The 26,022-nt window shown below is 70.5% G+C and carries 21 protein-coding genes; 6 read left to right on the top strand and 15 right to left on the bottom strand.

Annotated elements, in window-relative coordinates:
• Window positions 1-213: 213 nt before the first annotated feature.
• Complete coding sequence (locus QH948_RS05270; protein WP_281145817.1) at window positions 214-3,564, top strand: proline dehydrogenase family protein; 3,351 nt, start codon at window positions 214-216, stop codon at window positions 3,562-3,564.
• Between the two features lie 65 nt (window positions 3,565-3,629).
• On the opposite strand, the gene rpsO is transcribed toward QH948_RS05270, so the two are convergent.
• Window positions 3,630-3,893 (bottom strand): 30S ribosomal protein S15, encoded by a 264-nt coding sequence (gene rpsO / locus QH948_RS05265; protein ID WP_219080282.1) that lies wholly within the window; start codon window positions 3,891-3,893, stop codon window positions 3,630-3,632.
• 228 nt (window positions 3,894-4,121) lie between these two features.
• Here rpsO and QH948_RS05260 point away from each other — a divergent pair, with 228 nt between their 5' ends.
• Window positions 4,122-4,601, top strand: a complete 480-nt coding sequence (locus QH948_RS05260; RefSeq protein ID WP_281145816.1) for a GNAT family N-acetyltransferase — start codon at window positions 4,122-4,124, stop codon at window positions 4,599-4,601.
• 4 nt (window positions 4,602-4,605) lie between these two features.
• On the opposite strand, the gene QH948_RS05255 is transcribed toward QH948_RS05260, so the two are convergent.
• The 8 genes from QH948_RS05255 to rimP form a co-directional block, all read right to left on the bottom strand.
• On the bottom strand, window positions 4,606-5,511 hold the full coding sequence (locus QH948_RS05255) for a bifunctional riboflavin kinase/FAD synthetase (protein WP_281145815.1): 906 nt from the start codon (window positions 5,509-5,511) through the stop codon (window positions 4,606-4,608).
• A gap of 19 nt (window positions 5,512-5,530) precedes the next feature.
• Window positions 5,531-6,394, bottom strand: coding sequence for a tRNA pseudouridine(55) synthase TruB (gene truB / locus QH948_RS05250; protein WP_281145814.1), 864 nt, complete (start codon window positions 6,392-6,394; stop codon window positions 5,531-5,533).
• Window positions 6,391-6,831, bottom strand: a complete 441-nt coding sequence (gene rbfA, locus QH948_RS05245; protein WP_281145813.1) for a 30S ribosome-binding factor RbfA — start codon at window positions 6,829-6,831, stop codon at window positions 6,391-6,393. The genes truB and rbfA overlap by 4 nt, the downstream gene beginning before the upstream one ends.
• Window positions 6,831-9,662, bottom strand: a complete 2,832-nt coding sequence (gene infB / locus QH948_RS05240; RefSeq protein WP_281145812.1) for a translation initiation factor IF-2 — start codon at window positions 9,660-9,662, stop codon at window positions 6,831-6,833. Before infB ends, rbfA begins: the two co-directional genes overlap by 1 nt.
• 219 nt (window positions 9,663-9,881) lie before the next feature.
• The gene (locus QH948_RS05235; protein ID WP_281145811.1) at window positions 9,882-10,112 is read right to left on the bottom strand and encodes a YlxR family protein; all 231 of its coding nucleotides are present in this window, start codon (window positions 10,110-10,112) and stop codon (window positions 9,882-9,884) included.
• Window positions 10,113-10,114: 2 nt separating this feature from the next.
• Window positions 10,115-11,992 carry an LTA synthase family protein gene (locus QH948_RS05230; RefSeq protein ID WP_281145810.1) on the bottom strand — a complete coding sequence of 626 codons (1,878 nt, stop codon included), beginning with the start codon at window positions 11,990-11,992 and terminating at the stop codon, window positions 10,115-10,117.
• Window positions 11,993-12,617: 625 nt separating this feature from the next.
• Window positions 12,618-13,586, bottom strand: a complete 969-nt coding sequence (gene nusA, locus QH948_RS05225; protein WP_281145809.1) for a transcription termination factor NusA — start codon at window positions 13,584-13,586, stop codon at window positions 12,618-12,620.
• Window positions 13,587-13,588: 2 nt separating this feature from the next.
• Window positions 13,589-14,074 (bottom strand): ribosome maturation factor RimP, encoded by a 486-nt coding sequence (gene rimP / locus QH948_RS05220; RefSeq protein WP_281145808.1) that lies wholly within the window; start codon window positions 14,072-14,074, stop codon window positions 13,589-13,591.
• 90 nt (window positions 14,075-14,164) lie between these two features.
• On the opposite strand from rimP, the gene QH948_RS05215 reads away from it, so the two are divergent.
• Window positions 14,165-15,094, top strand: coding sequence for a hypothetical protein (locus QH948_RS05215; RefSeq protein WP_281145807.1), 930 nt, complete (start codon window positions 14,165-14,167; stop codon window positions 15,092-15,094).
• Window positions 15,095-15,145: 51 nt separating this feature from the next.
• On the opposite strand, the gene QH948_RS05210 is transcribed toward QH948_RS05215, so the two are convergent.
• The 5 genes from QH948_RS05210 to dxr all read right to left on the bottom strand — a co-directional run bounded on the left by QH948_RS05210 (window position 15,146) and on the right by dxr (window position 21,559).
• The gene (locus QH948_RS05210; protein ID WP_281145806.1) at window positions 15,146-16,921 is read right to left on the bottom strand and encodes a proline--tRNA ligase; all 1,776 of its coding nucleotides are present in this window, start codon (window positions 16,919-16,921) and stop codon (window positions 15,146-15,148) included.
• 43 nt (window positions 16,922-16,964) lie between these two features.
• Window positions 16,965-17,798, bottom strand: coding sequence for a GNAT family N-acetyltransferase (locus QH948_RS05205; RefSeq protein WP_281145805.1), 834 nt, complete (start codon window positions 17,796-17,798; stop codon window positions 16,965-16,967).
• 77 nt (window positions 17,799-17,875) lie between these two features.
• Entirely contained in the window at window positions 17,876-19,018 is a 1,143-nt protein-coding gene (ispG, locus tag QH948_RS05200) for a flavodoxin-dependent (E)-4-hydroxy-3-methylbut-2-enyl-diphosphate synthase (RefSeq protein ID WP_281145804.1), read from the bottom strand.
• 58 nt (window positions 19,019-19,076) lie between these two features.
• Entirely contained in the window at window positions 19,077-20,360 is a 1,284-nt protein-coding gene (locus QH948_RS05195) for a M50 family metallopeptidase (RefSeq protein WP_281145803.1), read from the bottom strand.
• A complete protein-coding gene (gene dxr, locus QH948_RS05190; protein WP_281145802.1) occupies window positions 20,357-21,559 on the bottom strand; it encodes a 1-deoxy-D-xylulose-5-phosphate reductoisomerase in 1,203 nt (400 codons plus the stop codon). Before dxr ends, QH948_RS05195 begins: the two co-directional genes overlap by 4 nt.
• A 90-nt stretch (window positions 21,560-21,649) precedes the next feature.
• Between dxr and QH948_RS05185 the strand changes: the two genes are divergently transcribed.
• From QH948_RS05185 to purT, 3 genes are all read left to right on the top strand, one after another.
• Window positions 21,650-22,354, top strand: a complete 705-nt coding sequence (locus QH948_RS05185; RefSeq protein ID WP_281145801.1) for a phosphotransferase — start codon at window positions 21,650-21,652, stop codon at window positions 22,352-22,354.
• Between the two features lie 103 nt (window positions 22,355-22,457).
• Window positions 22,458-22,973, top strand: coding sequence for a hypothetical protein (locus QH948_RS05180; protein ID WP_281145800.1), 516 nt, complete (start codon window positions 22,458-22,460; stop codon window positions 22,971-22,973).
• Between the two features lie 40 nt (window positions 22,974-23,013).
• A complete protein-coding gene (purT, locus tag QH948_RS05175; RefSeq protein WP_281145799.1) occupies window positions 23,014-24,222 on the top strand; it encodes a formate-dependent phosphoribosylglycinamide formyltransferase in 1,209 nt (402 codons plus the stop codon).
• 67 nt (window positions 24,223-24,289) lie between these two features.
• On the opposite strand, the gene QH948_RS05170 is transcribed toward purT, so the two are convergent.
• The gene (locus QH948_RS05170; protein ID WP_281145798.1) at window positions 24,290-25,969 is read right to left on the bottom strand and encodes an ABC transporter substrate-binding protein; all 1,680 of its coding nucleotides are present in this window, start codon (window positions 25,967-25,969) and stop codon (window positions 24,290-24,292) included.
• Window positions 25,970-26,022: the final 53 nt, after the last annotated feature.

Genomic DNA, 26,022 nt, shown 5'->3' with positions numbered 1-26,022 from the left:
AACCCACGGGGCTCTTCCCCGTCGCGCCAGCCGGTCTTCGATCGAGGCCTGCGGGGCCTCCCCAGCACGGGGGAACCCGAGGGCCACTACCGAGGACCAGACTCACACCGCTCTGGGCCGCACATTGACATGCCTGAAGAACTCCAGGCCGTCCACATTCTAGCTGTCAGACCCGAATCGACGCCATCGGTGCGCGTAGGTCACCATGTACTCATGCAGCAGATCGACATCGCTTCGCTGACCGAGAGCGCCGTCGCGACCGCCCGTCGCTGGGCCGACGAGTGCCGCGCCCACCCCGAGCCCAGGGCCGCACGGCTCCTGGCCGCCGCCCTGAAGCACCCGTCCGGGCTGCGCTTCACACTGGACTTCGTCGACTCCGTGATGCGCCCCGAGGACCCCCAGGTGGCCTCCCGCGCGCTGCTCGAGCTGTCGAAGCGCCCCGTCGACTTCCTGCCGGTACCGCTGCGCGTGGCCATGCGCTCGGTCGGCGCCGCGCCGCGCGCCGCGCTGCCGGCCGTGCGGCGTACCTTTGCGATGCTGGTCGGCGACCTCGTCGTCGACACGCACGGCCAGCTCGCTCCGGTGCTGAAGCGGCTGCGTGCCGGCGGATCCGGCCTCAACATCAACCTGCTCGGCGAGGCCGTCCTCGGCGACGAGCACGCCGCGGCACGTCTCGACGCCACGACGAAGCTGCTGGCCCGCGACGACGTCGACTACGTCTCGATCAAGGTCTCCTCCGTCCTCGGCGCGCACTCGCAGTGGGCGCACGCCGCGGCCGTCGACGCGGCCGTGGAGCGGCTGCGGCCGCTGATGACGCTCGCCGCCCGGGAGGGGAAGTTCGTCAACCTGGACATGGAGGAGTACCGCGACCTCCACCTGACCCTCGACGTGTTTCGCCGGCTGCTGATGGAGCCCGACCTGCTCCGCCTCCGCGCCGGCGTCGCTATCCAGACCTACCTGCGGGAGTCCGGCCTCGTGCTCGACGAGCTTGACACGTTCGCCGCGGCCCGCGTCGCCGCCGGCGGGGTGCCGATCAAGGTGCGGCTGGTCAAGGGCGCCAACCTCGCCATGGAGAAGGTACACGCCGAACTGCGCGGCTGGCCGAATCCCGTGCACCCCACCAAGGAGACCACGGACGCGTCCTACCTGCGGGCGCTGGACCGGTGCCTGACGCCGGAGCGCACGGCCCGCGTCCAGATCGGCGTCGCGAGCCACAACATCTACACCCTGGCCATGGCGTGGGAACTGGCGAAGGCGCGCGGCGTCACCGGCGCCGTCGACATCGAGATGCTCTCGGGCATGGCGGTGCCGCTGCAGCACGTGATCCGCGACGAGGTCGGCGGGCTGAGGCTCTACGTGCCCGTGGTCCCGCGCGCCGAGTACGACTCGGCGATCTCCTACCTCGTGCGCCGGCTCGAGGAGAACGCCGCTCCGGAGAACTTCATGTCCGGGGCCGCCTCGCTCGGCAGCGACCCCGCCTTCCTCGACCGCGAGGAGGCCCGCTTCCGGGCGGCCTGCACACACCTGGACGACCCGGTGCCGACGGCCTGGCAGACGCAGATCCGAAGTGCCGTTACGGACGGCTTCGCCAACACCAGCGACACGGACCCGGCCCTGCCCGCGAACCAGGCCTGGGCCGAGGCCATCCGCGCCGGGCTCCCCTGCCCCGACCTCGGCGCCGACACCCTCGACGCTGCGACAACTGACGACGCCGCCACGGTGGCGCGGGTCGTCGCGGCCGGCCGCGCGGCGGGGGCCGAGTGGGCTTCGACGCCCGTCGAAGAGCGGGTCGCCGCGCTGCACCGCCTCGGAACCGAGCTCGAGGCCGCGCGCAGCGACCTGGTCCGCGTCGCCGCCGACGAGGTGGGCAAGCTCATCGACCAGGCCGACGTCGAGGTCTCCGAGGCCTGCGACTTCGCGCACTACTACGCGACGCTGGCCGCCGAACAGGTCGTCGGCGCGACGCACGTCCCGCCGGCGCTCGTGCTGGTCACCTCCCCCTGGAACTTCCCCATCGCCATCCCGCTGGGCGGCGTCGCCGCCGCCCTGGCCGCGGGGTCGGCCGTCATCCTGAAGCCGGCACCGCCCGCGCGTCGGATCGCCGCGCTGCTGATCGAGGCGTGCCGCCGGGCGGGGATCCCGGCCGACGCAGCGCAGCTGCTGTTCATCGAGGACGGCCCTCTCGGCGAGCAGCTCATCACGGACGACCGCGTCGACCAGGTGGTCCTCACCGGCGCGGCGGAGACCGCCGAGCTGTTCCGCTCCTGGCGCCCGGATCTCCACCTGCTGGCGGAGACCTCTGGCAAGAACGCCATCGTCGTCACCCCGTCGGCGGACCTCGACCTGGCCGCCGCCGACCTGGTGTACTCGGCCTTCGGGCACGCCGGCCAGAAGTGTTCGGCCGCGTCGCTCGGCATCCTGGTGGGCGACGTGGCGAAGTCCCGCCGCTTCCTCGACCAGGTCCTCGACGCCGCCCGCTCGCTGACGGTCGCCTGGCCCGACGAGCCCCTCGCGGAGATGGGTCCCCTGACGGAGGAGCCGGGCGAGAAGCTGCTGCGCGGCCTGACGGAACTGGAGCCGGGGCAGAGCTGGCTACTCAAGCCGGAGCGCCTCGACGACCGGCTGTGGCGACCCGGGGTCCGCGACGGCGTGCGCCCGGGCAGCGAGTTCCACCAGACCGAGTACTTCGGCCCCGTGCTGGGGCTGATGGCCGCGCGAGACCTCGACGAGGCCATTGCCTGGCAGAACGGCACCCGCTACGGACTCACCGCCGGGCTCCATTCGTTGGACGCCACCGAGGTGCAGCGCTGGATCAACCGGATCCAGGCCGGCAACGCCTACGTCAACCGCACGATCACCGGCGCCATCGTCCGCCGCCAGCCGTTCGGCGGCTGGAAGCGCTCGGCCGTCGGTCCCGGCACCAAGGCGGGAGGTCCGAACTACCTCACCGGCTTCGGCCGCTGGGAGCCGGCCGCGCCCGTCGCGGGAGGCGCGCTGCGCGCCCCGACCGTCGCTCGACTCGTCGGCCGCGCCGTCGGGCTGCTCGACGCTGAGGACGCCCGCTGGCTGCACCAGGCCGCGGTCTCCGACGAGGCGGCCGCCCGCGCGATCTTCGGCGTCACGCACGACCCGTCGGCGCTGGTCAGCGAGATCAACGTGCTGCGCTACCGGCCGGTCCCGGTCACGGTGCGCGTCGAGGAGGCCAGCGCGCGCGACGTGCTCCGTGAGGCGTCCGCGGCCCTGGCGGCCGGCTCGCGGGTCGGGTTCTCCTTCCGCACCGCGCCGCCCAGCGACCTGGCGGACACGCTCGAGGCCGCAGGCTTCGCCGTGACCGTCGTCGCGGACGCGGCCTTCGACGCCTCGGCCATCGGCCGGGTCCGGCACCTCGGCAGCCGGTCGCTGCTGGCGGCGGTCGGCGGCTCGATCGACCTGACGGTGTACGACGGGCCCAGCGTGCCGGCCGGCCGGATCGCGCTACTCCCCTACGTGCGGGAGCAGGCCGTCTCCATCACCAACCACCGTTTCGGGCACCCGACGCAACTCACCGCGAGGCTCTCCCTGTAGCCCGGGAACAACGACGCAGGGCGCCCCCTTCAAGGGGACGCCCTGCGTGAGAAGTCGAGACGAGGTCAGCGACGCAGCCCGAGGCGCGCGATGAGCTCGCGGTAGTGGTCGACGTCGTTCTTCGCAACGTAGTTGAGAAGGCGGCGACGCTTACCGACCATGAGCATCAGGCCACGGTGGCTGTGGTGATCGTGCTTGTGCTGCTTCAGGTGCTCGGTCAGGTGAGCGATGCGCTTGGACAGCAGCGCGATCTGCACGTCAGGCGAACCGGTGTCACCAGGCGCGGTCGCGTACTCTTCGATCGTCTTCTTCTTCAGCTCTGCATCCATACTTGGTGCTCCTTCCAGTTCGCTGCACGGCGTCCCAGTCGCGGGTGCTTTCGGGACTCTTACCGGGCCGTGGCCGATCGACGGCAACCTGAGAAGACTACCATCCGGCGCAGGTGCGGGCCTAATTGCCCTGACCAACGCGGGGTTCTCCACAAGCGCAGCCCCTCCTCAACGGGACGTACGCGCGCTAATGTGAGGCCACATCAGTGATCGACTCGAGGAGGAGCCATGGTCTTGACCGTCAGCCAAGCAACCGATGCAGACCTGGAGGTCCTCCGCCAGCACCAGGACCGACCCGAGTTGGGGCTGGTCGACGAGCACTTCCGCCAGCAGGGCACAGGTCGCATCATCTTCGCCGTCGTGCGAGACGGAGAACGGCCTGTCGGCAGCGCGGTCATCGACTTCGAGGCGGGTCAGCTGACGCCGGAGCTGCGGCACATGTATGTGTTCAAGTCCGCCCGTCGCCAGGGCGCCGGCCGGCTCCTGACGCGCTTCATCGAGCAGGCGGCCCGCGAGCGCGGGTACACGGCGGTCTTCCTGGCCGTCGACCCCAACAACTACAAGGCCGTCCCGCTCTACATTTCGCTGGAATACCACCCCACGGGCGAGCACCTCTTCGTCGACGAGCCCGAGGTGCGTCAGGTCGAGGAGGGCGAGACTCCCAGCACCCACTACGCGATCTACAAGAAGAGCCTCACGGCCCTGTAGGCACTCAGTCGTCGATCGCGAGCATGACCCGCGTCGCGGCGACGTCGTCGTTCATCTGGTCGATGAGCGCCGCGATGCCGGCGAAACGCACCTGCCCGCGGATGCGGTCAACGAAGTCGACGCCGATCTCCACGCCGTACAGCTCGAGGTCGGTGCGGCCGAGAACGTAGGACTCGACGCGGTGGTCGGCCCCGTCGAACGTGGGGTTCGTGCCCACCGAGATCGCGGCGGGAAGCCGCGGGGCGTCGGGCTCGTCCAGCCTGGTCAGCCAGCCGGCGTACACGCCGTCGGCGGGAACGGCCATCTCGTTGGGAACGGCGAGGTTCGCGGTGGGGAAGCCCAGCTCGCGGCCGCGCTGGTCCCCGACCTCAACGACCCCACGGAAGCGGAACGGACGACCCAGATGCAGCGCCGCCGTGCGGACGTCACCTGCCTCGAGCGCCGCGCGCACCCCCGTGGAACAGCTGATCTCCTCGTCGACGGAGGCCAGCGACATCGGGCGCACCTCGAAGTGCCCCTTTCCCAGTTCCGCGAGCGTGGACACATCGCCCGAGGCCCGGTTGCCGAATCGGAAGTTCTCCCCCACCACGACCCGGACAGGACGCAGCGGCAGCAGGAAACGCTCGACGAAGGCCGCAGGCGACATGGCCGCGACGTCCTTGGTGAAGCGGATGACGCGCACCTCGCTGGCGCCCGCCTCCTTGAGCAGCTCGATACGGCTCCGCAGGTCCGTCAGCAGCTTCGGGGCCTTGTCGGGCCGCAGCACTGAGACGGGATGCGGCCAGAAGGTGACCACGATCAGGGGGTGGTGGGTGTCACCGGTGGCCTCGGTCAGCACCTTGCGGTGTCCCTGGTGGACTCCGTCGAAGTTGCCGATGACGACGACGCTGCCGTGCTGGATGTCCTTCACGGGATTCAATGTGACATCCTCACACCAGCACCGCAACCGGAACCGAGCCATTGCCCGAGGGTCGGTAGAGGGCCAGCAGATCCCCGTCCGGGCCGATGACGCCGGTCGGGTCGGCCGGGACGACGCGCTGCAGCGACCGGCCGAAGCCGACGTCCCGCGCCTCAGCCTCGGTCAGGTCGACGACGGGGAAGCTGAGCCGGGCGGCGTCGGCCATGCCCATCAGCCGCGGCGGCTCGTCGCCCAGCGTAACGGCGTCGTCGATGCCGTAGCCACCGATGCGGGTACGGCGTAGGGCCGTGAGGTGGCCGCCCACCCCGAGCGCGTCGCCCAGGTCGCGGGCGATGGACCGGACGTAGGTCCCGGACGAGCATTCGACGGCGAGGTCGACGTCCAGGCAACGCCCGGCGGGCCGCACGCCCAGCACCTCGAGGCGCGAGACCGTGACGGGTCGCTCCTTGAGGACGACGTCCTCACCCGAGCGCACGCGCGCGTAGGCGCGCTTGCCGTCGACCTTGATAGCGGAGACGGCGGAGGGCCGCTGCAGGATGTCGCCGCGCTGCGGCTCGAGGGCCGCGTCCACGTCGGCCTCGGTCAGGCCGGTGGCGTCGGCCACGAAGACGACCTCGCCGTCCGCGTCGTCGGTGGGGGACGACTCCCCCAGCCGGACGGTGGCGAGGTACTCCTTGTCGTGCAGGGCAAGGTGGCCGAGCAGCCGGGTGGCCCGGTTGACTCCGAGGATCAGCACCCCGGTGGCCATCGGGTCCAGAGTCCCGGCGTGCCCGATCTTGCGGGTGCCGAGCAGCCTGCGAAGGCGCCCGACAACCTGGTGGCTGGTGACCCCCGACGGCTTGTCGACGATCACCAGCCCTGAAGGTGAGCTCACTGCTCGTCGTCCTCCTCGGACAGCCTCGGCTTGCGGTAGGGGTCCGCCTCGCCGGCGAACTCCTTCCCCTCGGACGACGCAGCCGCAGCGGCGTCGCTGGCCTGCACCCTGGCCAGCAGATCCTCGATCTGCTTGGCCGTCTCGGGCGTGGCGTCCTCGATGAACGTGAGCGTCGGCGTGAAGCGGAGCCCCAGCTGAGAACCGACCGTGCTGCGGAGCATGCCGGTGGCCGACGCCAGCGCGGCGGCGGTGCCGGCGCGCTGCTCGTCGTCCCCGAGCACCGTGTAGAACACGGTCGCCTCACGGTTGTCACCGGTCAGCCGGACGTCGGTCAGCGTCACGAACCCTAGGCGCGGGTCCTTGACCCGGCGCTCGATGGTCTTGGCGACGACTACCTTGATCTGGTCGGCCAGCTTCGCGTTGCGGGGATTTGCCATCACTCGCGCTCCTTCTCCACCATCTCGTACGTCTCCACGACGTCACCGATCTTGATGTCGTTGTAGTTCGAGAGCGTCATGCCGCACTCGAAGCCCTCGCGGACCTCGGAGGCGTCATCCTTCTCCCGACGCAGCGACGCGATGGAGGTGTCGGCGATCACGACGCCGTCGCGCAGCAGACGCGCCTTGGCGTTGCGGCGGATGGAGCCGTTCGTGACCATGCAACCCGCGATGTTGCCGAACTTGGACGAGCGGAAGATCTCGCGGATCTCCGCGTGTCCGCGGACCTCCTCGGCGAAGATCGGCTTGAGCATGCCCTTGAGGGCCGCCTCGATCTCGTCGATGGCCTGGTAGATGACCGAGTAGAAGCGGATGTCCACGTTCTCCCGGTCGGCCAGCTGCTGCGCGTGCGGCGTGGGCCGCACGTTGAAGCCGATGACGACGGCCTTGGAGGCGGCGGCCAGCGAGACATTGGTCTCGGTGATCGCACCGACGCCACGGTCGATGACCCGCAGCGACACCTCGTCGCCGACCTCGATCTTCGACAGCGCGTCCTCGAGGGCCTCGACGGAACCGGCGCCGTCTCCCTTGAGGATGAGCAACAGCTCCTGCGTCTCACCCTTCTCCAGCTGCTCGAACAGCTGGTCGAGGGTCTTGCGACGGCTGGACTTCGCCTGCTGCGCCGCACGCATGCGGGCCTCACGCTTGTCAGCGATCTGTCGGGCCATGCGGTCATCGTCGACAACCAGGAAGTTGTCGCCAGCGCCGGGCACGGCGGTGAGGCCGAGCACCTGCACGGGCAGCGACGGCGGGGCGGCGTCGACAGTTTCGCCCTGATCATTGATCATGGCGCGGACGCGGCCGTGGGCCGAGCCGGCCACGATCGAGTCGCCGACGTGCAGCGTGCCGCGGTGCACCAGGACGGTGGCAACCGGGCCGCGGCCCTTGTCGAGGTGCGCCTCGATCGCCACGCCCTGGGCGGGCATGTCGGGGTTGGCGCGCAGGTCCAGGGCCGCGTCGGCGGTCAGGACGATGGACTCGAGCAGCTCGTCGAGGCCCTGACGGGTCACGGCGGACACGTCGACGAACTGGGTGTCGCCGCCGTACTCCTCGGGGACCAGGCCGAACTCGGACAGCTGGCCGCGGACGCGGGTCGAGTCGGCCGCGTCCTTGTCGATCTTGTTGACCGCGACCACGATCGGCACCTCGGCCGCCTTGGCGTGGTTCAGAGCCTCGATCGTCTGGGGCATCACACCGTCGTCGGCCGCGACCACGAGCACCGCGATGTCGGTCGACTTCGCTCCGCGGGCACGCATGGCGGTGAACGCCTCGTGACCGGGGGTGTCGATGAAGGTGATCTTGCGGTCCTTGCCGTCGACCTCGGTCTCGACCTGGTACGCGCCGATGGCCTGCGTGATGCCGCCGGCCTCGCCCGCCACGACGTTGGTGTGACGCAGCGCGTCGAGCAGCTTCGTCTTTCCGTGGTCGACGTGGCCCATGACCGTGACGACCGGCGGACGCGGCGCGAGGTCCTCCTCGCCGCCGAGATCCTCGCCGAACTCCAGGTCGAAGCTCTCGAGCAGCTCGCGATCCTCGTCCTCGGGCGAGACGACCTCGATGTTGTAGTCGAGCTCGGCGCCCAGCACCTCGAGGGTGTCGTCGGCGACGGACTGCGTGGCCGTGACCATCTCGCCGAGGTGGAACAGCACCTGCACCAGCGACGCCGGCTCCACGCCGATCTTCTCGGCGAGGTCGGTCAGCGAGGCGCCGCGACGCAGGCGGACGGTCGCGCCGTCGCCCTTGCGCAGACGCACGCCGCCGATCGTCGGGGCCTCCATCTGGTCGAACTCTTGCCTGCGCTGCTTCTTCGACTTGCGACCCCGCTTACCTGCGGAGCCACCACGACCGAATGCCCCCTGGGTGCCGCCACTGCGGCCACGACCGCCGCCGCGACCGCCACCCATGCCGCCTCCCATGGGCGGGCCACCGGCACCGGGACGGCCACCGCCGCCACCGCCGCCGCCGGGACGACCACGGCCGGGGCCGCCGCCGGGACGGCTCGGGCGCGCGCCGATGGCAGCGTTCGCGGTCTTCGGCATCATCGCGGGGTTGGGGCGCGGCATGCCCGGCAGGCCGCCGGTGCCGCCTGGGCGCGGCATGCGCTGCTGGTCACCGCCGGAGCGGGGGGCCGCACCGTCGCGACGCTGACCGCCGCCGGGGCGGTCGTTGCGACGCTGCTGCGTACCCATGCCCTGGGACGCGGCGAACGGGTTGTTGCCGGGGCGCGGGGCGCCCGGCTTGCGGGGGCCGGGGGTCGGGGCTCCCGGACGGCCGGGGGCCTGGGGACGCGGGCCGGGGGCCGGCGCGCCGCCGGAACGGCTGCCGGGGGCCTTAGCCGCGGGACGCGCGGCGGGCTTGGGTGCCGGGGCGTGCGGCTTCGGCGCGGCCGGGCGCGGGGCGGCAGGACGCGCCGGGGACGCGGCCTGGCTCTCCGACGCGGTCGGGGCACCGGGGGTCGCGGTCGGCGCCGCCGGTGCCGCGGGGCGCGCGGCGGCAGGCTTCGGCGCGGCGGGGGCCGCCGGGCTGGCCGGCTTGGCGGCCGGACGCGCGGCGGGCTTCGGCGCCGGCCTGGGGGCCGGTGCCGCGGTGGGGGTGTTGGGGGCGTCATCGCCGGGGGCGTTGTACGCCTCCCGGACGCGACGAACCACCGGCGTCTCCAGCGTGGAGGACGGTCCGCGGACGTATTCGCCCATCTCCCCCAGCTTGGCCAGCAGTTCTTTACTGGTGATCCCGATTTCCTTGGCGATCTCGTGGACGCGAGGCTTAGCCACTACTCTCCTTCGCAGGTCCCGACCGTCCGAGGCCGGGATCCCTAGTTGTGCTTGGTCATCGTCTGATACTCATCGAGTGGTCATGAGCGTTAGCCCACCTTTTGGTTGCTGCCCCGTGGGGCGTGGAACGATGGCACCCACGCGCACGTGGGCCGAGGGACATCATAACGCGGCCTGCCGCGTCGGGCCAACCGCCGCGTGGCGGGAGCGTGTCGCGCGTCAGGCCGGATCGGCGCGCAGCGAGGCGTCGAGTTCGGCGCCGGGGCCGAACGTCCGGCGTACCGCCTGCCGCTTCACGGCAAGCTCGATGCAGCCACGGTGGACGTAGGCGCCCCGCCCCTCCAGTCGGGGCGCGGTCGCGTCGACGACGAGATCCCCGCGGCGCACCAGACGCACAAGCTCCGACTGGGGGGCGCGGGCGCGGCACGCGATGCAGGTGCGCACCGGCACCGCTACTCCTCGCCCCGGAAGTTGGCGTAGGCGTGCTCGGTGGTGAGGTACCAGGCCACCGCCGCGTCGGCCTGCTCGGCGATCCACTCGCTGTCCATCTCCGCAGCCAGGTCGTGCAGCTCGTGGGGGTCCTCGACGAGGTTGAAGACCTCGTCGCGACGGTCCCCGAAGTGGTGGATGACCTTGTATTCGCCCGTGAACGTGGCGGCGCACTTCCCGCGGGCGTAGCAGGTCGCGAACAGCGTGCCCTGCTCATCGCCGCTGACCAGCGACGGGTGGTACTCGTCATTGCTGACGAGGTCGAACCCGGCCAGGTCCGCGACGGTCGGCACGACAGCCAGCTGGTTCGCGGCCCCGTCGACGGTCTGCGCGTCGCGCGACGGGTCGATGATGAGGTACGGGATCCGCAGGCCCTCGTCGTAGATCGTGTCGTCGTGCTGGTAGATGCGGTGTTCGCCGAAGCCCTCGCCGTGGTCGCCGGTGATGACGAAGATCGTGTCGTCGTAGAGGCCGAGGTCCTTGAACATGTCGAGGACCTTGCCGACGAACTGGTCCTGGTAGTGCACGACGTTGAGGTACTTGTTCAGCAGCGGGTCGTCGACAAAGTCGATCGTCTCCCAGCCGTCGAGGTTGTAGTCGTGGTGGGCGGTGACGGTCAGCATGCCCATCAGGAACGGCTCGTCGCCGTTGGCCTCCAGCCACTCACGCTCGGGCGCGAGCATGATGTCGTCCTCCCAGCCGAAGTAGCCGGCCTTGTTGTAGCCCGCGGTGTCCATCTCGTCGACGGGGGTGAACTCATCGAAGCCGAAGTTGGTGACCGTGCCGCGGCGACGCTCGAAGTTCTCTGTGGCGCTCTGGTAGAAGGTCGTGTTGTAGCCCTGCTCGGCCAGCAGCTCCGGGAGGCAGCGCATCGGCAGCGAGCCCGGATCGGCCTCGGAGTTCTGGTTGTCGAGCGGCGGCGTCTGCCCGCAGTAGACGGAGGTGAGCGCCTTCGAGGTGTGCGGCAGCACCGTGTAGCCGCGCTCCGGCGCGATCGCCACGTCCTCCTTCAACGCGTCGAGGATGGGCGTGACGGGCTCGCTGGTCTCGGGGAACGTCGACGAGTCCCGCTGCGACTCCAGCGTGATGACGACGACGTTCTTCTGCTCGGCGGACGCGTCCCGGGCGACGAGCTTCGTCGAGTCCGGGTCGGGCGTCGGGCTCTCGCCGAGCGCGGCCGGGTAGGCCTGGGCCTCGCGCACCGGCGACATCGCCAGCTGAACCGGTGCCGACAGAGAGAACGCGGCGGACGACGTCGGGGCCGTCCAGGTGCTGGCCACCAGCAGCATCACGAGGGCCGTGGCGGCGACCACCTTGACGCGCCGGGTGGGGCGGCGACGGATCAGGCGGGAGCCGAGCGAGCCGAGGACCGTCGGCAGCACGGTGGTCGCCAGGACCACGAACACGATCAGGGCGATGGCGCTGGCCGTGATCTGTGACCCGAACAGCCCGCCGAGCTGCCCTCCCTCGCTGATCGCGAAGGCCATCTTCGCCAGCGTCAGCGGCGTGCCCGTGCGGATCATGTACTCGTGGTTGATGACGGTCAGGAGGCCGAACGCCAGCGTCGCAACGTGCGCGAGGTAGAACAGCGTCCTGCGGGGACGACCACGGGTGAAGTAGCAGGCGAGCAGCCACAGCAGGACCCAGGCGGCTCCGAACGCGACGTCGGAGGACACCTTCGCGGCGACCTCCAGCGGCCCGGCGTCCGAGTAGAACGCGCCGATCCTCAGCAGCTTCAGCCACACGCCCATCACGGCCATGGGCACGAGCAGCAGGACCAGCCGTCCCCAGACATGTCGGGGCCGGCGCAGTCGGTCGAAGATCTTCCCTGTGGTGCTCATCGTCGGGACATCGTACGGCAACCAGCTGTTGGTGCTGCGTTCACCCTCGTGCCGTGGGCCGGGTACACCACCTCGCTCCGCTCGGCGCCCTTCGACAGGCTCAGGGAACCGGGCGAGCCTCAGGGAACCGATTCCGGGTCGTTGAGCCTGTCGAAACGCCCTGAGCGGAGCGAAGGGTCAACCCGAGTCCCGCCTCGCTCCGCTCGGCGCCCTTCGACAGGCTCAGGGAACCGGGTCGTTGAGCACTTCGACAGGCTCAGCACAGGCCCTGTCGAAACGCCCTGAGCGCAGCGAAGGGGCTTTGGCGATCAGGAGACCTCTCTCCGCTCGGCGCCCTTCGACAGGCTCAGGGAACCGCGGTGGGCTCAGGGAACCGATTCCGGGTCGTTGAGCCTGTCGAAACGCCCTGAGCGGAGCGAAGGGTCAACCCGAGTCCCGCCTCGCTCCGCTCGGCGCCCTTCGACAGGCTCAGGGAACCGCGGTGGGCTCAGGGAAGCGCGGTGGGCTCAGGGAAAAGGGTCGTTGAGCACTTCGACAGGCTCAGGGACCCGCGGTGGGCTCAGGGAACCGACCAGAGACGCAGAGCTCCCGCCCCGCGAACGGGACGGGAGCTCTGGAGGCAGTCTCAGCGCTGCACGTCGGGCTGGATGTCGATGCGCCAGCCGGTGAGGCGGGCGGCCAGGCGTGCGTTCTGACCCTCGCGGCCGATGGCGAGCGACAGCTGGTAATCCGGCACGATGGCGCGGCAGGCGCGGGCGGCCTCGTCGACGACGGTGACGGAGAGAACCTTGGCGGGAGACAGCGCGGCGGCGACGAACTTCGTCGGGTCCTCCGAGAAGTCGACGATGTCGATCTTCTCCTCGCCCAGCTCGTTGGTGACGGCGCGCACCCGCTGGCCCATCGGGCCGATGAAGGCGCCCTTGGCGGAGACGTTCTGGTCGTTCGAGACCACGGCGATCTTGGTGCGGTGGCCGGCCTCGCGGGCGATCTCCTTGATCTCCACGACGCCCTTGTCGATCTCGGGCACCTCGAGCGCGAACAGCTTCTTCACCAAGCCGGGGTGCGTGCGGGACACGATGACCTGCGGGCCGCGCAGCTCGCGGCGAACGCTCACGACGTAGACGCGCAGGCGGCGGCCGTGAGCGTAGTCCTCGCCGGGGACCTGCTCGGCCAGCGGCATGACGGCCTCGAGCTCGCCCAGGTCGACGCGGATGGCCTTCGAGTCGCGGTCCTGCTGGACGGTGCCCACCAGGATGTCGCCCTCCACGCCCTGGAAGTGGCCGTACTTCTGGTCGTCCTCGGCCTCGCGGATCCGCTGGAAGATGACCTGACGAGCCGTGGCGGCCGCGATACGGCCGAAGTCCTCCGGCGTGTCATCGAAGTAGCCAATGACCTCGTCGTCATCGTTGAACTCCGGCGCGAGCACCGCGACTTTGCCCGACTTGCGGTCCACCTCGACCTTGACGCCGCGCAGGGCGTTCGGGGTCTTGGTGTAGGCGTTGAGCAGCGCGTCCTCCAGCGTCTTCAGGAGGTAGTCCATCGGGATCTCGCGGTCCCGCTCGATGGTGCGCAGCGCATCAAGATCGACGTCCATGTTCAGTTGTCCTCTCCGTCGAGGTCGTCGGCCTGGCGGTTCAGCTCCACCTGGACGACGGCCTTCGTGATGTCCGCCAGGGGAACCTGGCGCTCGGTCCCGTCGATGTCGACGGTGACCACCTCGTCCGCGACTGCGAGGATGCGGCCCGTGACCTGGCCCTCCTCGAGCCAGAGCTTGACGAGCCGCCCGCGGTTGCGGCGGAAGTGTTTGGCCTCGGTCAGCGGCTTGCTGACGCCGCGCGAGCTGACCTCGAGCGTGTAGGGGGCGTTGCCGACGGCGGCCGACTCGTCCAGCGCCTCGGAGATGAGCCGGGAGGCCTGCGCGATGTCGTCGAGCAGGGGGCCGCGGCCCTCGGGGCCGTCACCGTCGATGGTGATGCGCAGCACGGAACGCTTCCCGATGGGCGTCACCTCAAGCCGGTCGAGCTCCAGTCCGTGATCCGCCAGAATCGGCTCGATGACGGCGGTGAGCGTGGATTCCTGCATGTTTCGGCTCCGCATCCGGTTGTGAGGTTGGTTGTGCCGGACAAGCATACCCACCCCACCCGCCTAAGAACCGGACACTAAGGTGGGGCCGTGCTGATCTCCCGACGTGCCGCGCTCGCCGCCCTCGCCCTGACCGTGTCGGGATGCGCAGCGAGCCCGGTCGTCGACGGCGAACCCGCGCTCGCGCCGTCGATTCCGGCGCCGACTCAGTCGCCGCAGGACACCGCGACGCAGGTCGCCCTGACCGAGCTGTCGGCCCTGCTTCAGACCCTCGTCACCCTGCCCGCCTGGACCGAGCAGGCGTGGGTGCAGAAGGCATCCACGCAGGTCGACGCGCACCTGGCGCTGCTGAGCCTGCCGGATCCGCTGTCTGCCGAGGAGCAGGACGCCTTCACCGTCGAGGCGGCGACTCCCGCGACCCCTGCGAACGCCACCTCGGCGGCCAAGGAACTCAGGAGCCGCATCAAGGCCGCCGCCAAGGCCCTCAACTCGTCGGCGGCCGCCGCGTCCGAGGCCGACCTGCGGCTGACCTGGGCGTCGGCATCTGCCGCGACGACGGCGCTGCTGGACCGGTCCGTGGCGCCGACCGAGGGCGACGCCGCCCCCAGACGGCTCGTCGCGCCGACGCGGAACGCGGCCCTCGAGGTCGCCATCAGCCACGCCTGGGCACTGGTCTACGGCCTCGGCGTCGGCCTCGGCAGGCTCTCCTCGTCCGATTCCCTTGCCTCGCTGGGCGCCGCCCGCCTGGCCGCCGCGAAGGAGTTGCGCAACGAGCTGCGGGCCGCGTTCACCGACGGCGTGCCCGAGCAGCCCGCGTCCTTCGTGCTGCCGACCGACATGGACGACGCCACGACCATCCGCGCCGGCTGGGCCCGCCTGGAGGGCAACCTCTTGGAGGGGTACGCGTCGCTGGTGGCCGCCGACGATGCGTCGGTGTGGCGCTCCCGACTCACGGGGCAGGTCTCCCCCATCCAGGCGCTGGGCTCCTCCGTGCCCACGTGGCCGGGCTGGGTGGCCTGAGACCGCGTCGGCGGACGCCCTCGGCGGTCCCGGACCGACCCCGCTGAGGTGCTACCGGCCGAGCGCCGCCAGCAGCGACGCCACGGCGTGGTCGACGTCGATCTCGGACTTCTCCCCGGTGGCGCGGATGCGGAGCTCCAGCTTCCCCTCCGCCAGCCCACGACCCACCACGAGGATGACGGGCATACCCATGATCTCCGCGTCGGCGAACTTCACGCCGGGGCTCGCCTTGCGGTCGTCGACGAGCACGTCGACCCCGCTGACCTCCAGCTCGCCGGCGATCTCGAAGGCCTTGTCGAAGACGGCCTGGTCCTTGCCTGTGGCGACGATGTGTACCTGGTAGGGGGCGAGCTCGACGGGCCAGCTCAGGCCCTTGTCGTCGCAGGTCTCCTCCGCGACAGCGGCCACGGCGCGCGACACGCCGACCCCGTAGGAGCCCATGGTGACGGTGACGAGCTTTCCGTTCTGGTCCAGGACCTTCAGGTCCAGCGAATCGGCGTACTTGCGCCCGAGTTGGAAGATGTGACCCATTTCGATGCCGCGGGCCAGGTGCAGCGGGCCCGAGCCGTCGGGGGCCGGGTCGCCTTCCCGCACCTCGGCCACGTCGAGGATGCCGTCGGCGGTGAAGTCGCGACCCGCGGTGACGCCGGTGAGGTGGTGGTCGACCACGTTGGCGCCGGTGAGCCAGGACGTGCCGTCGACGACGCGGGGGTCGACGACGTAGCGGATCCCCGTGGCCGACTCCTCGCCGAGGACGCGCGTGCCGTCGAGGCTGACCGGAGAGATGAACCCGACGTGCAGGTCGGGGTACTTCTCGAAGTCGTCGGGGGTGAACACCGCGGCCTCGGAGGGCTCGAGGGCGGCCTCGAGGCGCTTGAGGTCGACCTCGCGGTCGCCCGGCAGGCCCAGCGCGAGCGGGCGGCGGGTGCCGTCGGGGTCGGTCACCATGAACAGGACGTTCTTGAGCGTGTCGGCGCCGGCCCACGGGCGGTCCTCGCGCGGGTGGCTGGAGTTCATGAGGTCCACCACGCCGGCGATGGTGCCCACCTCGGGCGTCTCGACGAGCGCCATGGCTGGGGCGTCGCCGAGGGGCAGCGCCGCGGGAGCCGCGATGCGTACGGCCTCGACGTTGGCCGCGTAGCCGCCCGGCGAGCGGACGAACGTGTCCTCTCCGTTGGCCGCGACGGCCAGGAACTCCTCGGAGCGGGATCCGCCCATGGCACCGGCCATCGCGGCGACGATCACGAAGTCGAGGCCCAGCCGGGTGAAGATCCGGATGTAGGCCTCGCGGTGCCTCTGGTACGAGGCCTCCAGGCCGGCGTCGTCGATGTCGAAGGAGTAGGAGTCCTTCATCACGAACTCGCGGCCGCGCAGCAGGCCTGCGCGCGGGCGGGCCTCGTCGCGGTACTTCGTCTGGATCTGGAACAGTGACAGGGGCAGGTCCTTGTACGACGAGTACAGGTCCTTGACGAGCAGCGTGAACATCTCCTCGTGAGTGGGGCCGAGCAGCATGTCGGCGCCCTTCCGGTCCACGACGCGGAACAGGTTGTCGCCGTACTCGGTCCAGCGGTTGGTCAGCTCGTAGGGCTCTCGAGGCAGCAGCGCCGGGAAGTGCACCTCCTGGGCGCCCATGGCCTCCATCTCCTCGCGGACGACGGCCTCGACCTTCTGCAGGACCTTGAGCCCGAGCGGCAGCCACGTGTAGATGCCGGGCGCGGCGCGGCGGATGTAGCCCGCCCTCACCAGCCAGCGGTGGCTGGGCACCTCCGCGTCGGCGGGGTCCTGACGCAGAGTGCGCACGAAAAGAGTCGAGAGCTTGGCAATCACGCGGGCGATCTTACCGCCGGGTGCCCCGGGGGCGCTGACAGGCTCAGTAGTGCACGGTCGCGAAGGCGCTGACCTCGACGAAACCGAGGCGCTCGTAGGCGCGGAGCGCCGGGGTGTTGAAGTCGTTGACGTACAGGCTGATCGACGGGTACCGGCGCATGGCGAGCCCGAGCATCCCGGACAATGCCGGGACGCTGAGGCCGGTGCCGCGGAGGTCGGGCGCGATCCAGACGCCCTGTAGCTGGGCCTGGGTCCCGTACTGCGGGCCGAGATCGGCCTTGAAGATCACCCGGCCGTTCTCGACGATGCCGTAGGCGTCGCCGCGCTGCAGGCGGTCCATCACGAACCGCTCGTAGCCGGGCCCGAACTTGTAGGGCGACGAGCCGATCTCCTCGGTGTACATGTGCACGGACGCCTCGAGGTAGCTCTCGAAGTCACCGGTTCCGAGCAGCCTGACGCGCGGGTCGGGAATCACGTCGCTGACGTGGTCCAGCAGCATCAGCGGCTGGCGGCGGCGGATGTTGGAGACCGTGCCCCAGCCTCCAGGCCAGCGGCCGGACAGGCCGACGTAGAGGCCCAGCACGCTGATGGCCGGCCCGACGATGGAGCTGCAGCGCCGCACCGGGCCCAGCTCGGTCACGAACGCCGGCAGGGCCTCCGGGTCGAATCCCGCCACGCACGCCGTCCCGCCGTCGAGCAGCAGGGAGCTGATCTGGTCGTCGCGCTGCCAGGCGCAGAGAATGCCGAGCCTGCGGCGGTCGATGCCGAACATGTTCAGCTTCGACATGAGGAAAAGGTTCTCGACGGGGCTGGCGGCGAGATACTCCATCGCCTCGTCGCGGTCGGCGGCGCCGAGGGTGCGCAGGCGTGCGGTCATGGCGGTCAGCCTAGCCATCCTGAGACGCGAGACCCACCGATCGGCGATGCCGAAACGTGCGTCCCACGGCCGTGGGATCAGGAGACGCTGACCTCCGGCGCGCCGACCTCGCCCATCTCGGCGGCCAGCCGGCGGGCCTCGACCAGCAGCGTCTCGACGATCTCGGCCTCGGGGACGGTCTTGATGACCTCACCCTTGACGAAGATCTGACCCTTGCCGTTGCCGGAGGCGACCCCGAGGTCCGCCTCCCGGGCCTCGCCCGGACCGTTGACGACGCAGCCCATGACGGCGACCCGCAGCGGGGCCTGCATGCCTTCGAGGCCCTTGGTGACCTGCTCGGCGAGCGTGTAGACGTCGACCTGGGCGCGGCCGCAGGAGGGGCAGGACACGATGTCGAGCTTGCGGGGGCGCAGGTTGAGCGACTCGAGGATCTTGAGCCCGACCTTGACCTCCTCGGCCGGCGGCGCGGACAGCGACACGCGGATCGTGTCGCCGATCCCCTCGCTCAGGAGCGCGCCGAAGGCGACCGACGACTTGATGGTGCCCTGGAACGCCGGCCCGGCCTCGGTGACGCCGAGGTGCAGCGGGTAGTCGCATTTCTCGGCGAGCAGTTCGTAGGCGCGGACCATCACGACGGGGTCGTTGTGCTTGACGGAGATCTTGAAGTCGTAGAAGCCGACGTCCTCGAACAGCGACGCCTCCCACAAGGCGGACTCGACGAGCGCCTCCGGGGTGGGGGCGCCGTACTTGGCGAGCAGTCGCTTGTCGAGCGATCCCGCGTTGACGCCGATGCGGAGGCTGACACCGGCCTCGGAGGCGGCCTTCGCGATCTCGGCGACCTTGTCGTCGAACTGGCGGATGTTGCCGGGGTTGACGCGGACGGCCGCGCATCCGGCGTCGATGGCGGCGAAGACGTACTTCGGCTGGAAGTGGATGTCGGCGATGACGGGGATCTTTGACTTCATCGCGATGATAGGCAGCGCCTCGGCGTCATCCTGGCTGGGCACGGCGACCCGGACGATGTCGCAGCCGGTCGCGGTCAGCTCGGCGATCTGCTGCAGCGTCGCATTGATGTCCGTGGTCTTGGTGGTGCACATCGACTGCACGCTGATGGGAGCGTCGCCGCCGACGTAGACCGATCCGACCTTGATCTTGCGGGACTTACGGCGGGGGGTCAGCACGGGCGCGGGCGCGGCGGGCATACCAAGGTTCACGGACATGCGCACAAGATTACGCTGCCGACGCAGGAGTCCCTAAGCCGCTCCCCCGCGTTCGCCCTCAGAACAGCGAGATGGGGCTGATGATGTCAGCGAGGATCAGCACGACGCCGCCGACCAGCAGGAAGCCCGCGACGAGGTAGGTCAGCGGCAGGCCGCGGGCCGTGTCCACGTGGCCGGGATCGGGCCGGCCGAGCAGGCGTGCCGCCCGGCGCTTGAGCCATTCGTAGACCGCTCCGGCGATGTGGCCGCCGTCGAGCGGGAGCAGCGGAACGAGGTTCAGCAGCGCGACGAACAGGTTCACCGAGCCGAGCAGCGACATCCAGGTGGCGACCTTGTCGCCGAAGCCCAGCTGGTCGCTGACGCCGATCTCGCCGGCGATCCGGGAGGCGCCGACGATCGACAGCGGGGAGTTCTCGTCGCGGGGCTGGCCGGTGACCAGGTCCGCGGCGACGTTCCAGACGCGCACGGGGAAGCTCGCGAGCGCGACGACGGACTGCCGGGTGAGGGTCCACATCTGCCTCGCGGTGGCGACGGGGCCGCCGTGCACGAGTTCGCTGCCGGGTGAGACGCCGAGGAAGCCGGCCTCGACGTAGCGGCTCGGGTCGAGCGTGTCGGCGACGTGGTTGAGCTCGGTGTTGACGGTCGGCAGGGTGACGCGCTCCCCGTCGCGTTCGACGACGATGCTCGCCGGCCCGTCGCCGTTGGCGCGGATGAGCTCGCTCATCTCGTCCCAGCTGCCGATGGCTGTGCCGTTGAACTCGACGATGGTGTCGCCGACCTCGATGCCCGCCTCGCTGGCCGGCGTGACGGGGTCGGCGTCGGTGCAGGTCCGGTCCTCGCGCTCCGCGGAGATGACGCAGTCGCTGACGGCGGCCACGGTGGTCGTCGCCTGCCACGTGCCGTGGAACAGGTTGATCCCGAGGAAGATCAGGAACGCGAGCAGCAGGTTCATGGCGGGCCCGCCCAGCATGATGACGACCTTCTGCCAGGTCTTCTTCTGGTACATCAGCCGGCCGTCGTCGGCCGGCGTGATCTCCTCGTACTCGACGGCGCGGGCGTCGTCGGCCAGCCTGGTCAGCCAGCCGGGCTTCGCGGAGGCCCTGGCCGGCGGGTACATGCCGACGAGCCGGACGTAGCCGCCCAGCGGCACGGCCTTGAAGCCGTACTCGGTCTCGCCGCGGCGACGCGACCACAGCGTCCTGCCGAAGCCGACGAAGTACTGCGTGACCTTGACGCCGAAGATCTTCGCCGGCACGAGGTGGCCGACCTCGTGCAGCGCGATGGACGCCATGATCAGCGCGAAGAACAGCAGCGCGAAGACGACGGTGAGGACGATGGTCACGCGCGTTCGTCCACGATCTCGGCGGCACGGCTCCGGCCCCACGCGTCGGCGGCCAGGACGGCGTCGACCGTGAGGTCGTCGTCGGCGACGTGCCCGGCGGCCAGGTGCTCCGCGACGACCTCCGCGTTGATATCGGTGATGTCGAGGAACCCGATGCGCCCCGCCCAGAAGGCATCCACGAGCGCCTCGTTGGCCGCGTTGAACACGGCGGGGGCCGTGCCGGAGGCCTTCCCTGCGGTGCGCGCGAGCTCGACGGCGCCGAACGTGTCCGCGTCGAGGGGCTCGAAGGTCCAGGTGGCGGCCGTGGCCCAGTCGCAGGGGGCGGAGGCGTCGGCCAGCCGCTCGGGCCAGGTCAGGGCGATGCCGATGGGCAGCCGCATGTCGGGTGGGGAGGCCTGGGCGATGGTGGCGCCGTCGTGGAACTCGACCATGGAGTGCACGACCGACTGGGGGTGAACGGTGACGACGACATCGTCGAGGTCGACATCGTAGAGCAGCGCGGCCTCGATGAGCTCGAGGCCCTTGTTGACCAGGGTGGCGGAGTTGATGGTGATGACGCGGCCCATGTCCCAGGTGGGGTGCGCCATGGCCTGCTGCGGCGTGACGTCGACGAGCTCGTCGCGGGTGCGGCCGCGGAATGGTCCGCCGGACGCGGTGAGGATCAGGCGGCGGACCTCCTCGGCGCGGCCGGATCGGAGGGCCTGCGCGAAGGCCGAATGCTCGGAGTCGACGGCCACGATCTGGCCGGGGCGTGCCGCGCCGGTGACCAGGCGCCCGCCGATGACCAGGGACTCCTTGTTGGCCAGTGCCAGCGTCGTGCCCTTTTTCAGCGTGGCGAGCGTCGGCAGCAGCCCGGCGGCGCCCGTGATGGCGTTGACGACGACGTCGCAGTCGGCCGCGGCCAGCTGGGTCGCGGCGTCTGGGCCGAGCAACAGCTTCGGCAGCTGATACTCGCCGGCGTTCCAGCCGCGCCGGTCGGCCTCGGCGTAGAGGGCGCGCTGCAGCGCATTCGCGGCGGCGGGCTTCGCGAGTGCGACGACCTCCGGCTCGAACTCGATGATCTGGGCGGCGAGCAGGTCGACGTTGCCGCCGCCGGCCGCGAGGCCGACGACGCGGAACTGGTCGCGGCGCGATGAGATCACGTCGAGGGTCTGGGTGCCGATGGAGCCGGTGCTGCCGAGCAGGACGATTGTGCGCACCAGGGGATTCTATGTCGGCCGCCTGGGGCGGGCCTGTGGCGAGTGCGGGATAGGGGGCCGGAAGCCGAAGTGTGCAAGGATCCTGGGATCATGGCGCTTTCGACGACTCCCCCGCCCGGCACGCCGGTCCCCGAGCTGATCGACCGTTGGGCCGCGACGCACGGCCGCCGCGTGGCCGAGCTCGTGTGGCTCAACGAGGATGGCGGTATCACTGCCCGGCTGGTGGCCGAGGATGCCAAGGACCTGTTCGCCAAGTTCTCCCGCGACGACCTGATCGACGAGGCCGAGCGGATGAGCTGGCTCAGCTCCCGTCACCTCTGCCCGCGGGTGTTCGACTTCGTCGACGACGGCGACCAGTGGCTGCTCGTGACCGGGGCCCTGCGCGGCGAGTCGGCCGTCTCGGCCAGGTGGCGGGCCGAGCCGGACCGGGCCGCGGCAGCAGTCGGCGAGGGCCTCGCGATGCTGCACACCCTCGACCCGGACGACTCGCTGTTCGGCCCGGTCGGCTGGGTGGGTGATGTGACCGACATCGACCACCTCGTCATCGCGCACGGCGATGCCTGCGCCCCCAACACGATCATCGGCTCCAACGGGCGATTCGTCGGGCACGTCGACCTGGGCGACCTCGGCGTCGCGGACCGCTGGGCCGACCTGGCGATCGCCTCCTGGTCGCTGGACTGGAACTACGGGCCGGGCCACCAGGCGCCGTTCTGGGAGGCCTACGGCATCGCGCCGGACGCCGACCGCATCGCGTTCTACCGCGAGGCGTGGGGACCCGCCCCCGTCAGCCTCTGACAAGTAATTGCCTTAACCGACCCCGCGCATGTGACCGTTCCTGGCAGGATGCATCCTGGGGGACGAAGCGATGACCGGCAGGTCAGGAAGGGTGACCGGGTAGATGCCCAACAGGCACGGCTGTGCAGTGCGCCTCCGCGACAACTCCGACCAGTACGAGGTCATCAGCGATGACCAGTCCTGGCTGCTGCTGCGCCTGACCGGAGGCACCACGACCCGCTGGGCGCGCGCGACAGAACTGGCCGCCATGTCCCGCCCCTTCCCGTCGGGCGACGCCGACGAGAACCGCTACCTCGCCGACCTGGTGTCCCTGCCGGAGCGCGCCTCGGGGGCCCCCATCCGCGTGGGAGACCACGTCACCTACGACGGTCGGCTGCGCCCCGGCACCGCGCGCGAGGGCGTCGTCGAGAGCTTCGTGACCCTCGACGGGGTGGTCCGGGTGCGCCTCGTCGGCTCGACGTTCCCACTCGACCTCTCGGGCATCCGCCTCGTCCGCCGAGGTGGGCACGTCGCGTCGTCGGACCTCACGCCCCGCCGCTGCACGGTGCTCGGCTACGCCACCGCGCCGGAGCGTCGGCATGGGTGCCGTGCGCCGCAGCGCCAGCGCGTGACCCGCTGACAACCACGCATCGCACGTCGCCAGATGGTTGGATGATCGCATGACGCACGTGAGCATCGGCACCCCCCTCACCCCAGACGCGACGCGCGTCCTGCTGCTCGGCGCAGGCGAGCTGGGCAAGGAGGTCGCCATCGAGTTGCAGCGCCTTGGGGCCGAGGTGATCGCCGTGGACCGCTACGCGGCCGCGCCCGCCATGCAGGTGGCGCACCGCAGCCATGTCATCGACATGCTCGACCCGATCGCGATGCGCACCGTCGTGATGATGGAGCGCCCGGACGTGATCGTGCCCGAGGTCGAGGCCATCGCCACGTCCGTGCTCGCGGGGCTGGAGGCGGACGGCATCCGCGTGGTACCCACGGCCAGGGCGACGCAGCTGACGATGGACCGCGAGGGCATCCGCCGCCTCGCCGCCGAGGAGCTGGGGCTCCCGACCTCCCCCTACCGCTTCGTCGACACCGAACGCGAGCTGGTCGCGGCGACCCGCGCCGTCGGCTTCCCATGCGTCCTCAAGCCCGTGATGAGCTCCTCGGGCAAGGGCCAGTCGGTGCTGCGCTCGGCCGAGGATCTCGCCGCGGCCTGGGCCCACGCGCAGGCGGGCGGGCGCGCCGGCGCTGGGCGCTGCATCGTCGAGGGCTTCGTGAGATTCGACTCCGAGATCACGCTGCTGACCGTCCGCCACGCGGGCGGCACGTCGTTCCTCGACCCCGTCGGGCACGTGCAGGTCGACGGCGACTACCGCGAGTCGTGGCAGCCGGCGGCGCTGTCCGCCGCCGCACTGGAGCGCGCCCAGGCTGTGGCGGGCCGCGTCACCGAGGCGCTGGGCGGCTGGGGGGTGTTCGGCGTCGAGCTGTTCATCGTCGGAGACGACGTGCTGTTCTCCGAGGTCAGCCCCCGTCCCCACGACACGGGCATGGTCACGATGGTGTCGCAGGACCTGTCGCAATTCGCGCTGCACGCCCGCGCGATCCTCGGCCTGCACGCCGGCGGTGCGGTGCGGATCGGCGGCCCGGAGGCCCCGGCGGCCGCGTCGTGCGCCGTGCTGGCGGAGGGCACGGGGGTGCCGGTGTTCGGCGGCGTGGACGCCGCGCTGGCCGGCGAGACGACGCAGCTCAGGCTCTTCGGCAAGCCGAAGGTGGAGGGTCGCCGTCGCGTCGCCGTGACGCTGGCGCGCGGCGCGGACGTCGATGAGGCCCGCGCCCGCGCCCGGGAGGCCGCTGCCCATCTGACCATCGACCTGCCCTCCGCCTGATGCTGCGACGACTCTGGCCCCGGACCGCCCGGTGGCGATCCGGGGCCAGAGTCTGGGCGCCGTGGGATCAGCTCTCGAGCCAGATGGTGAAGGCGCCGAAGGGCTGGCCCGTCGCCTTGTCGATGGTGATGTCGTGCACCTTCCCACTCGAGGCGAGGTTGTCCTGCGTCTGGTACAGCGGCAGAACCCAGAAGTTGCCGGTCACCAGGTGCTGGAGCTCCGTGTAGTTCTCCTTACGGGTCGTGAGGTCCGTGGTGAAACGTCCCTCGTCGATCAGCGAGTCGAGAGTGGCGTCCTGGAACTTGCCCCTCGCGATGAATCCGCGGCTCGGGTCGGAGTGGTAGAGCAGATCGAGGCCGCTTGCCGGGTCAGCGCCTCCGTAGGAGTTGTCGAACACCTCGTAATCGTTGGCCTCGGTGCGAGCCGTCTCGGTGCCCGTGTCCTCGATCTGGAACTGGTAGTCGATCCCGACGTTCTGCTTCAGGGCCGCCCCGATGGCGATGTTGAGCTGGTCCCGGCTCTCCCGGACGTACGGCGCCCCGGAGACCGCACGGATGGTCAGGGTTGTGCCGTCCTTCACCCTGATCCCGTCGCTGTTCCTCTCGGTCCAGCCTGCTTCATCGAGCAGCCGGTTGGCCGACTCGATGTCGGTGGCGTAGTCGTCGAGCGATGACGGGTCCGCGAAGGGGCCGCGGGCGCTGACCGGAGCCGTGGCCCGGTCGAACGCGCCGTTGTAGATGGCCGAGAGGATCGCGTCGAGGTCGAACCCCTTGACGAAGGCCTCCCGGACCGCGGCGTCATTCAGTGGCGCCTTGGACACGTTGAAGTACAGCGTGTAGGGCAGCCCGGACACGTAGTTGCGCTGGTAGTCGAACTGGTCGCTGTCCTCGAACACCGCGACGTCCACCGGCTGGATGTCGGAGGAGATCTGCACCTGGTCCTGTTGCAGGGCCCCCGTGCGCGTCGCACCTTCTGCGAAGGTGCGGTAGACCACCTCGTCCAGGTGAGCCGCCTTCTGTCCTCCTGCGATCGACTCCGGCGCCCACTCGTAGTCCGGCCGCTTGGCGAACGACAGTTCCGTGTTGGGCGTGAACTCGTCGATGGTGAACGGGCCGATGCCGGAGAGCTCGGGGCCACCGGACTCGAGGACGCTCTGGTCGAGTGTGAGCGTGTCAGGCGACAGCGGGGTGGATGCGGTCGCCGACAGGTAGAGGAGGAACAGCGCGTCGGCCTTCTCGAGCGTGAAGGTGACCTGGTCTTCTGCGGTCTTCTCGTAGCTCGTGAGGAAGCGAAGGCCTCCGGGGATCGACGCGAGGTAGCCCTCGGAGGTGATCTTGTCGAAGTTCGCCACGACGGCGTCCGCGTCCAGCTTGGCGCCGTCACTGAAGGTGACGCCATCACGCAGGGTCAGGGTGACGGTGGTGCCGTCGTCGGAGACGTCGTATGCCTGGGCGAGCCAGGGCTCGTATTCGCCGGACTCGGTGCGGTACAGATAGGAGTCGAAGGCGTTGCGGAGGATGGGCGTCGCCTTGTCCTGGCCGTTGCGCTGCGGGTTGACCGTCTGCAGCTTCGTCTCGACCGCCCAGTAGAGCGTGCCCCCTTCGGTGAGGGATGCCGACGAGGCCGCCGGAGCTGGTTGACTGGTCTGGCCGGTCCCGCAGGCGGCCAGCGGAAGGGCGAGCGCGGCACCGATGGCCACGATCGCGGTCCTGTGCAGCCTGCTGAGCTGGCGATGGGTCTTGGGCATGGTTGTTCCTTGTGATTGTGTGGTCTGTTCCTGGGTAGCGGGGTCAGGCCGCC

It is taken from the genome of Tessaracoccus lacteus, assembly GCF_029917005.1.
Lineage (GTDB): Bacteria > Actinomycetota > Actinomycetes > Propionibacteriales > Propionibacteriaceae > Arachnia > Arachnia lactea.
This window is presented reverse-complemented; position numbering and strand designations above follow the sequence as displayed.

Coding starts and splice junctions, on each gene's coding strand:
- ispG (WP_281145804.1), bottom strand. CDS start 19,018: ATGTCCGTGAACCTTGGTATGCCCGCCGCGCCCGCGCCCGTGCTGACC.
- rpsO (WP_219080282.1), bottom strand. CDS start 3,893: ATGGATGCAGAGCTGAAGAAGAAGACGATCGAAGAGTACGCGACCGCG.
- rimP (WP_281145808.1), bottom strand. CDS start 14,074: ATGCAGGAATCCACGCTCACCGCCGTCATCGAGCCGATTCTGGCGGAT.
- QH948_RS05230 (WP_281145810.1), bottom strand. CDS start 11,992: ATGAGCACCACAGGGAAGATCTTCGACCGACTGCGCCGGCCCCGACAT.
- rbfA (WP_281145813.1), bottom strand. CDS start 6,831: ATGGCAAATCCCCGCAACGCGAAGCTGGCCGACCAGATCAAGGTAGTC.
- QH948_RS05270 (WP_281145817.1), top strand. CDS start 214: ATGCAGCAGATCGACATCGCTTCGCTGACCGAGAGCGCCGTCGCGACC.
- QH948_RS05170 (WP_281145798.1), bottom strand. CDS start 25,969: ATGCCCAAGACCCATCGCCAGCTCAGCAGGCTGCACAGGACCGCGATC.
- QH948_RS05260 (WP_281145816.1), top strand. CDS start 4,122: ATGGTCTTGACCGTCAGCCAAGCAACCGATGCAGACCTGGAGGTCCTC.
- QH948_RS05180 (WP_281145800.1), top strand. CDS start 22,458: ATGCCCAACAGGCACGGCTGTGCAGTGCGCCTCCGCGACAACTCCGAC.
- QH948_RS05185 (WP_281145801.1), top strand. CDS start 21,650: ATGGCGCTTTCGACGACTCCCCCGCCCGGCACGCCGGTCCCCGAGCTG.
- purT (WP_281145799.1), top strand. CDS start 23,014: ATGACGCACGTGAGCATCGGCACCCCCCTCACCCCAGACGCGACGCGC.
- QH948_RS05205 (WP_281145805.1), bottom strand. CDS start 17,798: ATGACCGCACGCCTGCGCACCCTCGGCGCCGCCGACCGCGACGAGGCG.
- nusA (WP_281145809.1), bottom strand. CDS start 13,586: ATGGACGTCGATCTTGATGCGCTGCGCACCATCGAGCGGGACCGCGAG.